Genomic DNA, 11875 nt, shown 5'->3' on the forward strand with positions numbered 1-11875 from the left:
ATGGCGGGGATGGCGCATTCGGACGAACGCAGGCCGCTCCCCGCCAGCCTGGTAGGGGCGCTGGAGGAGCGGTTTGGGGACCGTTTCCAGCGGGGGGACGCGGTGCTCGGGCAGCATGGATCGAGCGAGTCCCATTTCGCCACCGTGCTGCCCGACGCTGTTGTCTTTGCGCATTCGACCGACGATGTCGTCGCGCTGGTGAAGCTCTGTGCGGCGGCCGACATTCCGATCGTGCCGTTCGGCGCCGGGACGTCGATCGAGGGCAATGCGCTGGCGATCAACGGCGGCATCTCGCTCGACATGAGTCAGATGGACCAGGTGCTCGCGGTCAACGCCGAGGATTTCGACTGCGTCGTCCAGCCCGGGGTACGCCGCGAAGAGCTCAACGTCCATTTGCGCGACCAGGGGCTATTCTTTCCAATCGACCCTGGTGCCAATGCGACGATCGGCGGCATGGCGTCGACGCGTGCGTCGGGCACCAACGCGGTGCGCTATGGGACGATGAAGGACACCGTGCTCAGCCTTCAAATCGTGACGCCGCAAGGGACGGTGATCCGCACCGCGCGCCGCGCGCGCAAGTCCGCGGCGGGCTATGATCTGACTCGGCTGTATGTCGGCTCGGAAGGCACGCTGGGCATCATCACCGAGGTCACGCTGCGGCTGCATCCGGTTCCCGAAACGATTTCGGCGGCGGTGTGCAGCTTCGATACGTTGGGCGGCGCAGTCGATACCGTGGTGCAGTCGATCCAGTGCGCGGTGCCACTGGCGCGGGTCGAGATTCTCGACACCAAACAGATGATCGCGGTCAACCGCTGGTCGAAGCTCGACTATCCCGAGGCGCCAACGCTGTTCTTCGAATTCCACGGCAGCGCGATGAATGTTGCCGAGCAGGTTGAGACGGTGAAGGCGCTGGCGGAAGCCAATGGCGGCAGCGCGTTCAACTGGTCGAACCTCCCTGAAGAACGCTCCAAATTGTGGCGCGCGCGACATGAGGCCTATTATGCGGCCGTGAATATGCGCGCCGGGGCGATCGGGTGGGCGACCGACGTCTGTGTGCCGATCAGCCGCCTCGCCGAGTGTATCGCCGAAACGCATATCGATCTCGAGACGTCATCGGTTCCCGCGACCATCCTGGGCCATGTCGGGGACGGCAATTTTCACGTCATCTTCTCGATTGATCCGCAGGCGCCCGCAGAGATGGCGCAAGTCGAGGCGATCAACGCGCGCCTCGTCGAGCGCGCGCTGGCGATGGACGGGACGTGCACCGGCGAGCATGGCATCGGCATTGGCAAGCAGGAATGGCTGGTCGCCGAGTTGGGCGACGCGGTCGAACAGATGCGGATGATCAAGCGCGCGCTCGATCCCCAGAATTTGCTCAACCCCGGCAAGATCTTCGCGCTATGATGGCGGCGCAGGCTGAACCGCTCGCGTTGCCCAACGCGCGGCTGACCGCGCCCGCGACCCTTGTCCCGCTGTTGCTGCTCGCGCTGGTCGCGACGATGGGTTTCACCGCGCTCGGCAGCTTTGGCACGATACAGGAAAGCGCCAAGGCCGAGCTGGGGATGAGCGACGATGCGCTGGCGCTGATCCAGGGGCTTGGTGCTGCGGTGCCGATGGTGCTGTTTTCGATCCCGATCGGCATATTGGTCGACCGGCGCAACCGGGTACGGCTGACGATCGGGCTGGCGCTGCTCTGGACGCTTGGGACGTTGCTCACCGCCTTTGCGCCGAGCGCAGGGCTGCTTACCGCAGCGCGGATGCTGGTCGGCATCGGTTCGACCGGTTCGCTCACCGCGGCGCTTTCGCTGTGCGCCGATTTTTGCGCGCCCGAGCAGCGTGGACGCGCGATGCTGATCGTCAATCTCGGCAAGGCGCTGGGGGTGGCGCTCGGTTTTGCACTGACCGGCTGGCTGTTCGGGTTGCTGACCGATTTTTCGGCGATCGGCTGGCTCGGCGAACTTGCGCCGTGGCGCGGGGCGCATGTGTTGCTCGCGGCAATCAGCGCGCTGTGCCTGCTGCCGCTGCTGTTTCTGCGCGAACCTGAACGCCAAGAGGTCGAGGCGAGCCCCGATGCGCCGTTCCGCATCGTCGCCGCCGAACTGTGGTCGCGGCGCTCGTTCCTCGGCCCGCTCTTCGCGGGTCAGGTCGCCGTCGTCATGGCCGATGTCGCCGCGACGGTGTGGGTCGCGCCGGTGCTGTCGCGCGATTTCGGGCTCCAGCCACAGCAATTTGCCGGTTGGGTCGGGGCGCTGATGTTCGGGACCGGGGTAGCCGGCGCGGTGCTCGGCGGCTTGTCGGCCGATATCGGCCAGAAGAGCCAGCGGCGCGGCGGCATATTATTAGGTGCGGTGATCGCGGCCGGGATCGGCGTGCCGGCGGCCCTGTTCCCGCTGATGCCGAGCGTGGCGGGCCTGGCGGTCGCGCTGGGGGTGATGTCGATGTGCGGTGCGGTGACCGGGCTGGTCGTATCGGTCGCGCTCACCGTGCTGCTGCCCAATGAGCTGCGCGGGCTGTGCATCGGCGCCTTTATAGCGATCGCCGGGCTGATCGGCTTCGGACTGGCGCCGTGGATCGTGACGCAGGTCAGCGGGCTGATGGGCGGCGAGGCGATGCTGGCCGAGGCGCTGGCGCTGGTTGGCGTGATCGTCAGCGCGCTGTCGTTCTTCGCCTTCATGCTCGCAATGCGGCGGGCGCCAGAACCTATCATACAGCTATTGCCAAAGCTGTAAGATAGGTCTATAGGGTCGGCGAGGGAGTTTCGTTCCATGCCGAGCAAGCACAGCGTCATCGTCTCGTCCGAAATGACAAGCTTTGTCGGTGCCGGAGCCTGCGATCGCCTGCTGCTGCCGCCCGATGCGTTGCTGATCGGCTTTGGCGATATCGGCGAGCCGGTCGTTCGTACGCTGGCGTTTAGCGAACTGGAAGGCGAAGGGCATTTGCTGGTGTTTGCGGTGTCGCGCGGCGCCTGCCGCCGATTGTTTGACGAACTGCCCGATCCCGGCGGGCGCTGGTATTTGCCGTCGGACCTCCGCGCGCTGGGACAATCGATCATCGCCCCCGAATGCGAGGCCGCCGCGGCAGATACGCTGCGGCTGGCGCGGAGCATCGAGATGCTCTGCCAGTTTTTTGCCGCGCTGCGGACGGGCAGCTTGGTCGCCGTCGACGGCCAGCCGAGTTTGAGCGAGGGCGACATTTCGCGGATCGCGGCAGCACGGCGGATCGTCGACACCCGCTGGCACGAGAAGCTGACGATCGACAATATTGCGCGCAGTTGCGGGATCAATCGCGACAAGCTGACCCGCGGCTTTCGCGAACTTTACCATTGCAGCGTCGGCGAGGCGCTGAGTGAGCGGCGACTGCGGCAGGCGCGGACCTTGCTTGCCGCGAGCGACTTGCCGGTTGCCAGCATCGGCTATCGCTGCGGATATCTGAACAACGCCAGCTTTACGCGCGCCTTTTCGCGGCGCTTCGGCATGGCGCCGACCGCGATGCGGCGGATGGGTGTCGCGGCATGAGCGCGGTGATCGACCTCGGCCGCGGCTCGCTCGTCGATCGTGCGGTCGATGCTGTTCGCGACTATATCCGCACCCATGACCTGAAGGTCGGCGACACGCTGCCGGGTGAGGGGAGCTTTGCGACGCAGCTGGGGGTCAGCCGTCCGGTGATGCGCGAGGCGTTCGGCGCGCTGACGGCGCTGCGGCTGGTCGACGTCGGCAACGGCCGCAAACCGCGCGTCGCGGCGATCGACGGCTCGGTGATGGCTGCATCGATGGGGCATGCAGTCAACACCGCGCAGGTGTCGCTCGCCGATGTGTGGGAGGTTCGCCGGACGCTCGAACTGCGCACCGCCGAACTGGCTGCGATCAACCGCAGCGAGGAACAGGCGCAGGCGATTCTGACCGCCGCGCACGGGCTGTCGGTCGAGCATGACGAAGCCGCGCGGACCGCGGCGGACACGCGCTTTCACCAGACGATTGCGGCGGCGAGCGGCAATCCGCTGTTCCTGCAGATCGTGCGCTCGTTCGAGCAGTTGATGGCGGTCGCGATCCCCCGCGCCTGGGCCGGGCGCACCACGCGCGAAGAGCGCGACGAAACGCTGGCGCTGCACCGTGAGGTCGCCGAGGCGATCGCGGCGCGCGATCCAGCGCGCGCGCGCGCCGCGATGGACAGCCATTTCGACAATTCGATCGGCGAAATGCTCAAGGATCAGTTCTGAGCCGATGTTGGCGGGGGTCGAACTGGGCGGCACGAAATGCATTTGCACGTTGGGCACCGGGCCGGACGATGTGCGGGCGCAGGTGGCAATTCCGACAACAAGTCCCGAAGCGACACTGGCCGCGATTGCAGCCGTTCTTGAGAGGTGGAATTTCCAAGCGCTCGGCATCGCCAGTTTTGGCCCGCTAGATCTCGACCGCGCGTCCGCAAAATTCGGGAGCATATTGTCGACGCCCAAGCCCGGGTGGAGTGGAACTGACCTGACGTCGCTCGCGAAGGACGTTCCATTCGCGATCGACACTGATGTAAATGGCGCGGCGATAGCCGAAGGTCTTTGGGGCGGCGCGCAGGGGCTGGACAGCTGGGCCTATATCACGATCGGAACCGGGGTCGGCGTTGGCTCGGTTTCCGCAGGGCAGATATTGCGCGGGGCGGGGCATAGCGAGGCGGGGCATCAGCGTGTCCCGAAACTGGCGGGTGATTGTTTCGAGGGATGCTGTGTTTACCACGGCGATTGTGTTGAAGGCTTGGCAAGTGGTCCGGCGATTGCGGCTCGGGCGGGCAAGGACGGCCGGGAGATCGCACCCGATGACGATGCATGGAACCACGCCGGGCACGCCATCGCGATGCTCTGTCACAATCTGGTGCTGACGACATTGCCGCGGCGCATTTTGATCGGCGGCGGCGTCGCGATCGGTCAGCCGCAGCTGCTCACAGCGATACGCTATCATTTGGGCAAGAGTCTTGCCGGCTATGGCCAAACCGAACGCGCCGAGGACTTGATCGTGCTTCCGGGTCTCGGCGAACGCGCCGGGCCTTGCGGATCGCTCGCACTGGCATCAAGGGCGGCAGATTAGCACTGATGAGCCCTCGCCAATTCATCCCGGCGCGGTTTTCGTCCGCTTTCGAAGTCTTTCAGCCAAAAGCGAACCAGCCGCTTCTGTCCAATTAATGTGCGACGGCCGCAGCCCCCTTCGGTGACGATCTCGCTTATGGCGTAGAGCCCAGAGGCCGCGCGAAGGGATCCCCGCTCAGCGATTATCTGGCGGTTGCGGGCAGGAAGTGGCGGGTGACCAGCCCGGCTTCGCAAGCGAGCATCACATAACTGGCGGGCAGGAGCGGGTCACCGGTGAGGCTGATCAGCCCGCTGCCGATCATCGGCCCCGTGCCGCCAAAGATCGAGGTCGATATATTACCGGCGATGGCGAAACCCGCGAAGCGCACCGCGGTGGGGGACATGGCGGGGAAGGTTGCCGAGATGGTGGCGAGCTGTGGGAGATAGGGAAGGCCGAGCAACAAAAGCCCCGGCGAAGGGGGCGGGTTGTCCCGGCGCCGGGATCATCCGTTCGGCCCGGCGTCACCTGTTTGCCAATGGGGCTCGGTTGCCGGAATGAATGAGCCAGGGCCGGCGGGATCAAGCAGCGCGGCGACGGGAGCCGTTCGCGGCAGGATCTCGCGACCCTGCTGTTCGAGGCTGGGCACCGGGTCGCTGATCGCGAGCCGGAACAGACCACAGGCAAGCATCGCCGCTGCCACCGCGGCGATGAAGAGGAAGAGTCCGCCGGCACCTGTCCACGTCATCGCCGCCGCAGTACCGAGCGGACCGAGTGCGGCGCCTGCCGAACGAAGCAGCACAAGTCGCCCGCTGGCGGCGACACACTCCGACGCGAGCAACCGGTCGGTCACGAAGGCGGCGCAGAGCAGATTATGGGCAAAGGCGAGCCCACCGAATGTTAACGGCGTCCCCCTTCCATCGGCAGAATGATCGGTAGCTGTTGCTGCGCGAACAGCCGCGTCTTTTTGCGTCGCGCGCATATTTTCCGTCGCCATGCATCCATAAACTGCCGCCGTGCCGTCTAGCCCTTGACTGGCCATAGCGCTGGTCCGGGCGGCGGCTTCGCGCGGCGGTTGATATGTGCTCCCCGGTGCAGTTCATCCCGCCTTGCCGGAAGTCGTCGCCTGTGGTTTCACCATCCCGGTGCGGTATGACGGAGAGATATGTCGATGGATTTTTTGATTGCAGCCGCGGCCGCTGCCGCCACCGTGTCCGCCCCCGCGGCGCCACCCTCCGCCCCGACCACGGTTTCGGTTCCGGTCGCGGAATCGATCAGCGCCGAAGATATCGCGGCCTATATCAGCCCGCGGGAAGTCGCGTCCTATGTCCCGGCGCCGCCGCCTACGACCGAGCTCGTTGCGGTCAGCGATCAGTTTTTCAGTCTGCTCGAAAATGTAACCGTCGTCGCGCTTTTTTCCGTGGGATTTTTCCTGCTCGCGCGGCTGCTCCACGCATGGATGCTGCATCGTTCGATCCGCCGGGCGCTCGAAGCCAAGTCGGATTCGGTCGGCCCGCTGATCGAAAAGCTCAACAAGCCGTATGAACATGTCGGTGGCAGCCGCGAGGCCGAAACGCCGGGTGACGACCGCAACGCGCTTGTCCTGCTGGCGATCGGCCTCGCTATGGCCGGCTTCGGGCTGATCCAGGGCAATGAACAGATCATCCGCACCGCTGCGGGCGCATCGCTCTTCCCGATCTTTGTCGGCATCGCGCTGCTCGTTCGCCGCCGCCTCGCGCGCGTCGCGGCTGCCGAGGAGCGCGCCGCTGCGTGATGACGGGAGCGCCGATGAAGATTGGGCTCTCAACCAGCGGGTTGCCGGGGGAGATCGCGCCGCTTTCCAGCTCCTCGTGCTACGACACGAAGGGCGGTTGCGCGCCTTCCTTGCGCGCGCCGCGGGATGCGACGCCGACGATCTGGCGCAGGAAGCCTTCGTCCGCGCGTGGCAACGCGCCGACGATTTTCGGGGGCAGGGGAGTTATGCGGCCTGGATCATGGGAATTGGCTGGCGGCTGTTTCTCGACCAGCGGCGCACCGCTCGGCGGCGTGAGGGACTGGCGGGCCGCGATGACGATGCGCCAACGTCAACCGATCCACGCGGCGCCAGCGACGCGGCGATTGACGCCGGTCGCTTGCTCGCCGCGCTGTCGCCACAGGAACGCGCCGCGCTTACGCTGTGCTTCGGCCATGGCTGGTCGCACGGCGAGGCGGCGGAGATCATGGGGGTGCCGCTCGGCACGCTTAAATCCCTGGTCTTGCGCGGGCGGGCCAAGGCGCAGAAGATGATCGGCGAAGGAGCGGACGGATGACGGCCCCGAACGACGCAGAAACGGACGCCATGCTGGCCGCAATGCTGGCGCCGCCGGCGCGCGCCGGCGACCGCGCCTTCACGCTCCAGGTCGAACGCGCGATCGACGCGCAGGCCGCTTACGCTCGCGCCCGCGCGCGCTTCTGGCGCAGCTTTGGGATCGAGGCGCTGACGGTCGCCGCGTTGCTTGCGGCGCTGTGGCTGCTGTCGTCGGCGCCGCTGCTCGCGCCGCTGGCCGGATCGACACATTGGGGACCCGCGCCGCCGCTGCTGCTCATCCTGCTGCTGTGGTTCGGGACGCAGCGCTGGCGCAATGCTTAGCGCACTACGCTAAATGCTGGGCGAATCCTCACCATCAATGCCCTGATATTTGAGCTGGAGATAACGTTCGCGGGTGGCGAGCTTGTCGAGTTCGCCCGCCGCGAGGCTGCGCGCGGCGTTGCCGATCTCGCTTTCGAGCATTTTCAGCCCGCCGACGAGCGTTTCGTCGGGGGTACGCCCGGCGTGTGCTTCGGTGCGCAGGCCGGCAGGAATGCGCTGATAGCCCGCGACGAGCTCGGGCAAATCTTCGCCGACGAGTTTGCGGATGTTCGCTGCCGCCGGGCTCGAAGCGTCGAGCGTCTGGAGCTGCGGTGCGAGCAGGTCGAGCTGGACGCCGATGCCATCGACGAGCTGGCGCGCAGGGGCGGGAAGGGCGGGGCGCTGCGCCTCGAGCCAGATTTCGGTGCGGCCCGCGAGCTGTTTCAAATCCGCCTTGGGCAGGTCGGCCTGGCGCGGCTCGGGGAAGGGCGAACGGCCGAACAGTACCGCGACACCGATCAGGAGGATGAACAAAGCGAGCAGTCCGGTGAAGCCGAGCGGCTGGATCAGCGCGCCGAAGACCGCGGCGCCGATCAACACGATCCCGCCCGCGATCAGCATGCGCCCGAGCTTTTTGTACAGATGCTGACGGCGCAGTGCGACGCTTTTGGTGCCGATTGGACGGCGGCGCTCGCGCGACCGTTCGATCGCCGATGCCGCCGAAACCCGAATCTTGTCGACTTCGCTCATGGTCATGATGTGCCTTAGCCTTCGAGCGACGCGAGCGGGCTGTCGGCGCCGCCGACGCTGGCCTGCGCCTGGCTCGCGCCCTCGGCGCGCGCGATATAGCCCTTCGATTTCGCGACTTCGCCTTCAAGCGTCGTCACCGTCGTCTTCATGCTGTCGAGTGCCTTCAGCTTGAAGGTGTCGATCGCATCCATCGTGTCATAGATATTCTGAAACGCGCGCTGCAGCGTTTCCATCGGGATCGTGCTCGACGCCGCCTGCTCGTGGATGCGCGCAGTGTTGTCCTTGAGCATCTTCGACGTGCCGTCGATGATGTTCGCGGTCGTCGTGTTGAGCGCAGTGATCTGTTCGAGCACCAGTTTCTGGTTGGTCATCGCTTGCGCGACGGTGATCGCGGTCTTGAGCGCGCCGACGGTGGTGGTGCTGGCGCGGTCGACACCCTTCACCAGCTCGACATTGTTCTTTTTGACGAGGTCGAGCGCGAGATAGCCCTGCACCGTCACCGCCATCTGCGTGAGCAGGTCTTGCGTGCGCTGGCGGGCGTAGAAGAGGGCATTTTCGCGCAGCACTTTGGCCTTGGCGGGATCGACCCCGTCGAGTTCGGTCGCCTTGGCTTCGAGCTTTGCGTCGAGCGTGCCCGCGATGTGGACCATCTGCTCAAGCTTGCCCATCGCTTCCCACAGCTTGCGGCGCTCGACGTCGATGGCGGCATTGTCCATCAACAGCTCGTCCTTGCCGTTGGACAAGGCGGTCAGGATGCCGCCGATATGCGTTTGCGCGCTGCGATACTGCGCGAAATAATTGCCGACCCTGTTGCCGAGGATCTTGTCAAAAAAGCCGCGCTTGGTCAGCAGCTTGCCATTCGCCGACGGATCGAGCCGCTCGACGGTGTTGCGCAGTTCGATCAGGTTCATCCCGATGTCGGTGTCGCGGTCCATGGCCTTGATCGGGCGGTCGAGGAAGCGGTTCGACTGGTTGGCCGCCTCCAGCATTTCCTTGCGGCCCATGTTGGTGATCTGGTCGACCTTTTGCCCGAAGGCAGGCGAATTGACATCCTGCGCGACGAGGTCGTCGATGAACCCGTCGACGCGTTCCTCGAGCTTCGATTTCTGCTCGGTCGACAGCGGCACGAGACCTGCCGCCTTTTCGGGGCTGACCACGGGCACAGGATCGGGCGGGGTCAGTTTCAGTTCGTCGGCTGCAGTCGCAGTGGCCGTCACGTCGCTCATTCGTCTTCCTTCCAACCCCCAAAGGTCCAAACGGGGCCGCCCGCCTATATGGCACGCGGACCTGTGTTATTCAAGCACCACACCCAGTGCGGGCCGATTCAGCGCCGGCGCGATCCACGCCGACAGGATCAGCTGCGCCATATGATAGACGAGGATCGGGACCAGCACCATGCCGGCAATCGCGGGCGGAAACAGCGTCGCGGCGAGCGGCGCGCCAACCGCGATGCTTTTTTGCGCCCCCGAAAACAGCAGGGTGATGCGGTCTGGCCGCGCGAGCATCAACAGCGCGCCAAAGCCCCAAGCTCCGCCGAACGACAGCACGAGCAGCGCCGCGACGACGCCGAACACAATAGCGATCTCGCGGCCGTCGAGCTGGCCCCAGATTCCCGCCACAACCGCGGCGGAAAAGGCGACATAGACGGCGACCGCGATTGCGGTGCGATCCATGATGGTTGTCAGCCCCTTGTGCGTCAGTACCCATGGCCGCAGCCAGCGCTGTGCCAGCTGACCGACGACAAAGGGCAACAACAGGATGGCAACGATCCGCAGCGCCGCCGCGCCGCTGATTTCGCCCGCGCTGCCCGCGAGCGCCGCGAATAGCAGCGGCGAGGCGATCACGCCGGTCAGGTTGAGCAGCGCCGCCGCGACGACGCTGGCGGCGACATTGCCCCCCGCCATGCTGCTCGCGGCGGTCGCCGACTGGACGGTTGATGGCAGGATGCCGAGGAACAGGAAACCGAGCGCGAGCGTCGCGGGCAGGACCGCTGCGATCGTGAGCTGCGCGCCGAGGCCGAGCAGCGCCATGACGCCGAAACAGAAAAGCAGCGCGCTGCCCTGCAACTTCCAGTTGCGGATGCCGTGGAGCACCTCGTCGCGCGGCAGGCGGACGCCATTGAGAAAGAACAGCAGCACGATCGCCGCAGTCGATACCCCCTGCGCAACCGGCACCGCCGCGCTGCGCACCGGCAGCAGGCTCGCGAGCAGGATCGTCGCGAGCAGGATGGGGACGAAGCGATCAGGGAAGATGCGGGCAAGCATGGCGGGGAGCGATGGCGGGGTGATACAGATTTGGCAAGCTGATGATCCTCCCTGTGGCCAAGCTATGGGGTGTCGCAGACGGCGCGTAGTGCCAACGGGACCGTTCGTGAGGCGAATGGTGGAGGGGCCTTGGCGTTAGGGTAATCGCCGCTCCGACAGCGCTTCGCGCTGCCATCTCCCCATCGCTGCGCGACAGGGAGGATCATCCTCGACGCGTTACCCTACCAAACCCGTTCGCATCGAGCGAAGTCGAGCTGCCCATCGGTTACGATCGCCTTCCCGGCGTCGCGACTTCGCTCGACACGACCGGAGGGAAGATTAGAGAGACGCAATGGCCAACCTCCTCATTCTTGCCGCGCTGCCGGAAGAAGCCGACGCCTTGCTCCCGGACACCGGCACGCGAGAACCTGGCCCTTTGCCCATCCGCCGCCTCACGGCCCACAAACACAATCTCACCGTAGCCACGTGCGGTCTCGGAAAGGTCAACGCCGCGCTCGCCGCTGGCATGCTTGGCCGCGACACCGATCTCATCCTGATGACCGGCACCTGCGGCGCGCTCGGCGCGGGGCCGGGGGCGTACTGGATCGCCGAGGCGCTGCAGCATGATTATGGCGCGATCCACCCGGGCACCTTCCGCCGCTACCGCGCCGGCGAATGGCCGATAGGCGAGGCTGGTGAAGCGCATTTCGCCGCGATGCCCGACCCTGGGCTCGGCCTCCCCCACGCGCGGATCGCCAGCGGCGACAGCTTCGTCGCCTGCCCCGACGCCGCGGCCGACCTGCAATCGCTCGGCGCGACGCTGGTCGACATGGAGGTCGGCGCTGTGGCGCAGGCGGCGGCGCGGCTCGGCAAGACTTGGGGGGCGATCAAGGCGGTGACCGATGACGCAAACGACGCCAGCGGCGGCGATTTCCAGGCGAATCTGCTGCGCGCGGCGCGGACCGCGGCGCAGCATATCGAACGGTTGGTGGCCCTGCTGTAACGAATGACTGGAACCCATCGGTTGCGGGGGCAATATCTTCCCCGCGATGGCAGGTCATGGGAAAGGGGACCCGTTCCCGAAGCCAATGGTGGAGGGGGTGCGGCGGCAGTGTCAGAGCCCCTGAGCCAGCCCGGCGCACGGCCACTTCCCCACCGCTCCTCGACCAGCGTCCGAAAGGTGGCCCCAAATGATCGGCTCGACAAAGCGAGGCAATTTTGTTGCG

The 11875-nt window shown here is 66.0% G+C and carries 12 protein-coding genes and 2 pseudogenes; 9 read left to right on the forward strand and 5 right to left on the reverse strand.

All coding sequences use genetic code 11. The annotated features are described in order from the left end of the window. Genes IPF76_RS06625 through IPF76_RS06645 form a run of 5 tightly spaced genes read left to right on the forward strand, consistent with a single transcriptional unit; the run spans position 1 to position 5072 of the window. Positions 1 to 1404 (forward strand): FAD-linked oxidase C-terminal domain-containing protein, encoded by a 1404-nt coding sequence (locus tag IPF76_RS06625; protein WP_293841232.1) that lies wholly within the window; start codon positions 1 to 3, stop codon positions 1402 to 1404. Further along, on the forward strand, positions 1401 to 2729 hold the full coding sequence (locus IPF76_RS06630) for an MFS transporter (protein WP_293841235.1): 1329 nt from the start codon (positions 1401 to 1403) through the stop codon (positions 2727 to 2729). The genes IPF76_RS06625 and IPF76_RS06630 overlap by 4 nt, the downstream gene beginning before the upstream one ends. Positions 2730 to 2765: 36 nt before the next feature. Continuing rightward, the gene (locus IPF76_RS06635) at positions 2766 to 3515 is read left to right on the forward strand and encodes an AraC family transcriptional regulator (protein ID WP_293841238.1); all 750 of its coding nucleotides are present in this window, start codon (positions 2766 to 2768) and stop codon (positions 3513 to 3515) included. Continuing rightward, a complete protein-coding gene (locus IPF76_RS06640; RefSeq protein ID WP_293841241.1) occupies positions 3512 to 4216 on the forward strand; it encodes an FCD domain-containing protein in 705 nt (234 codons plus the stop codon). The genes IPF76_RS06635 and IPF76_RS06640 overlap by 4 nt, the downstream gene beginning before the upstream one ends. 4 nt (positions 4217 to 4220) lie before the next feature. Next, positions 4221 to 5072 (forward strand): ROK family protein, encoded by an 852-nt coding sequence (locus IPF76_RS06645; protein ID WP_293841244.1) that lies wholly within the window; start codon positions 4221 to 4223, stop codon positions 5070 to 5072. A 181-nt stretch (positions 5073 to 5253) separates the two neighbouring features. On the opposite strand, the pseudogene IPF76_RS06650 reads toward IPF76_RS06645, so the two are convergent. Both IPF76_RS06650 and IPF76_RS06655 read right to left on the reverse strand, forming a co-directional pair. Further along, positions 5254 to 5520: pseudogene (locus IPF76_RS06650) on the reverse strand (MFS transporter); the annotation flags it as partial. 33 nt (positions 5521 to 5553) lie between these two features. Further along, positions 5554 to 5946 (reverse strand): annotated as a pseudogene (locus IPF76_RS06655) (MFS transporter); the annotation flags it as partial. Between the two features lie 273 nt (positions 5947 to 6219). On the opposite strand from IPF76_RS06655, the gene IPF76_RS06660 reads away from it, so the two are divergent. The 3 genes from IPF76_RS06660 to IPF76_RS06670 are packed head-to-tail and all read left to right on the forward strand — an operon-like array spanning position 6220 to position 7677. After that, positions 6220 to 6822, forward strand: a complete 603-nt coding sequence (locus IPF76_RS06660; protein WP_293841247.1) for a hypothetical protein — start codon at positions 6220 to 6222, stop codon at positions 6820 to 6822. Continuing rightward, positions 6749 to 7357 carry an RNA polymerase sigma factor gene (locus IPF76_RS06665; protein ID WP_293841250.1) on the forward strand — a complete coding sequence of 203 codons (609 nt, stop codon included), beginning with the start codon at positions 6749 to 6751 and terminating at the stop codon, positions 7355 to 7357. Before IPF76_RS06660 ends, IPF76_RS06665 begins: the two co-directional genes overlap by 74 nt. Beyond that, entirely contained in the window at positions 7354 to 7677 is a 324-nt protein-coding gene (locus IPF76_RS06670; protein WP_293841253.1) for a hypothetical protein, read from the forward strand. Before IPF76_RS06665 ends, IPF76_RS06670 begins: the two co-directional genes overlap by 4 nt. A gap of 9 nt (positions 7678 to 7686) precedes the next feature. On the opposite strand, the gene IPF76_RS06675 is transcribed toward IPF76_RS06670, so the two are convergent. The 3 genes from IPF76_RS06675 to IPF76_RS06685 form a co-directional block, all read right to left on the reverse strand. Continuing rightward, positions 7687 to 8412 (reverse strand): hypothetical protein, encoded by a 726-nt coding sequence (locus IPF76_RS06675; RefSeq protein ID WP_293841256.1) that lies wholly within the window; start codon positions 8410 to 8412, stop codon positions 7687 to 7689. Between the two features lie 8 nt (positions 8413 to 8420). After that, on the reverse strand, positions 8421 to 9632 hold the full coding sequence (locus tag IPF76_RS06680; RefSeq protein WP_293841259.1) for a toxic anion resistance protein: 1212 nt from the start codon (positions 9630 to 9632) through the stop codon (positions 8421 to 8423). 66 nt (positions 9633 to 9698) lie between these two features. Further along, complete coding sequence (locus IPF76_RS06685) at positions 9699 to 10670, reverse strand: bile acid:sodium symporter family protein (RefSeq protein WP_293841262.1); 972 nt, start codon at positions 10668 to 10670, stop codon at positions 9699 to 9701. A gap of 331 nt (positions 10671 to 11001) precedes the next feature. Here IPF76_RS06685 and IPF76_RS06690 point away from each other — a divergent pair, with 331 nt between their 5' ends. After that, positions 11002 to 11652, forward strand: coding sequence for a 5'-methylthioadenosine/S-adenosylhomocysteine nucleosidase (locus IPF76_RS06690; protein WP_293841266.1), 651 nt, complete (start codon positions 11002 to 11004; stop codon positions 11650 to 11652). Positions 11653 to 11875 lie beyond the last annotated feature (223 nt).

The sequence above is a fragment of the Sphingopyxis sp. genome, assembly GCF_016704835.1.
Taxonomy (GTDB): domain Bacteria; phylum Pseudomonadota; class Alphaproteobacteria; order Sphingomonadales; family Sphingomonadaceae; genus Sphingopyxis.

What these genes read in the sequence shown, in the direction of transcription:
- IPF76_RS06625 (WP_293841232.1), top strand. Translation starts at nt 1, where the DNA reads ATGGCGGGGATGGCGCATTCGGACGAACGCAGGCCGCTCCCCGCCAGC.
- IPF76_RS06630 (WP_293841235.1), top strand. Translation starts at nt 1,401, where the DNA reads ATGATGGCGGCGCAGGCTGAACCGCTCGCGTTGCCCAACGCGCGGCTG.
- IPF76_RS06635 (WP_293841238.1), top strand. Translation starts at nt 2,766, where the DNA reads ATGCCGAGCAAGCACAGCGTCATCGTCTCGTCCGAAATGACAAGCTTT.
- IPF76_RS06640 (WP_293841241.1), top strand. Translation starts at nt 3,512, where the DNA reads ATGAGCGCGGTGATCGACCTCGGCCGCGGCTCGCTCGTCGATCGTGCG.
- IPF76_RS06645 (WP_293841244.1), top strand. Translation starts at nt 4,221, where the DNA reads ATGTTGGCGGGGGTCGAACTGGGCGGCACGAAATGCATTTGCACGTTG.
- IPF76_RS06660 (WP_293841247.1), top strand. Translation starts at nt 6,220, where the DNA reads ATGGATTTTTTGATTGCAGCCGCGGCCGCTGCCGCCACCGTGTCCGCC.
- IPF76_RS06670 (WP_293841253.1), top strand. Translation starts at nt 7,354, where the DNA reads ATGACGGCCCCGAACGACGCAGAAACGGACGCCATGCTGGCCGCAATG.
- IPF76_RS06675 (WP_293841256.1), bottom strand. Translation starts at nt 8,412, where the DNA reads ATGACCATGAGCGAAGTCGACAAGATTCGGGTTTCGGCGGCATCGGCG.
- IPF76_RS06680 (WP_293841259.1), bottom strand. Translation starts at nt 9,632, where the DNA reads ATGAGCGACGTGACGGCCACTGCGACTGCAGCCGACGAACTGAAACTG.
- IPF76_RS06685 (WP_293841262.1), bottom strand. Translation starts at nt 10,670, where the DNA reads ATGCTTGCCCGCATCTTCCCTGATCGCTTCGTCCCCATCCTGCTCGCG.
- IPF76_RS06690 (WP_293841266.1), top strand. Translation starts at nt 11,002, where the DNA reads ATGGCCAACCTCCTCATTCTTGCCGCGCTGCCGGAAGAAGCCGACGCC.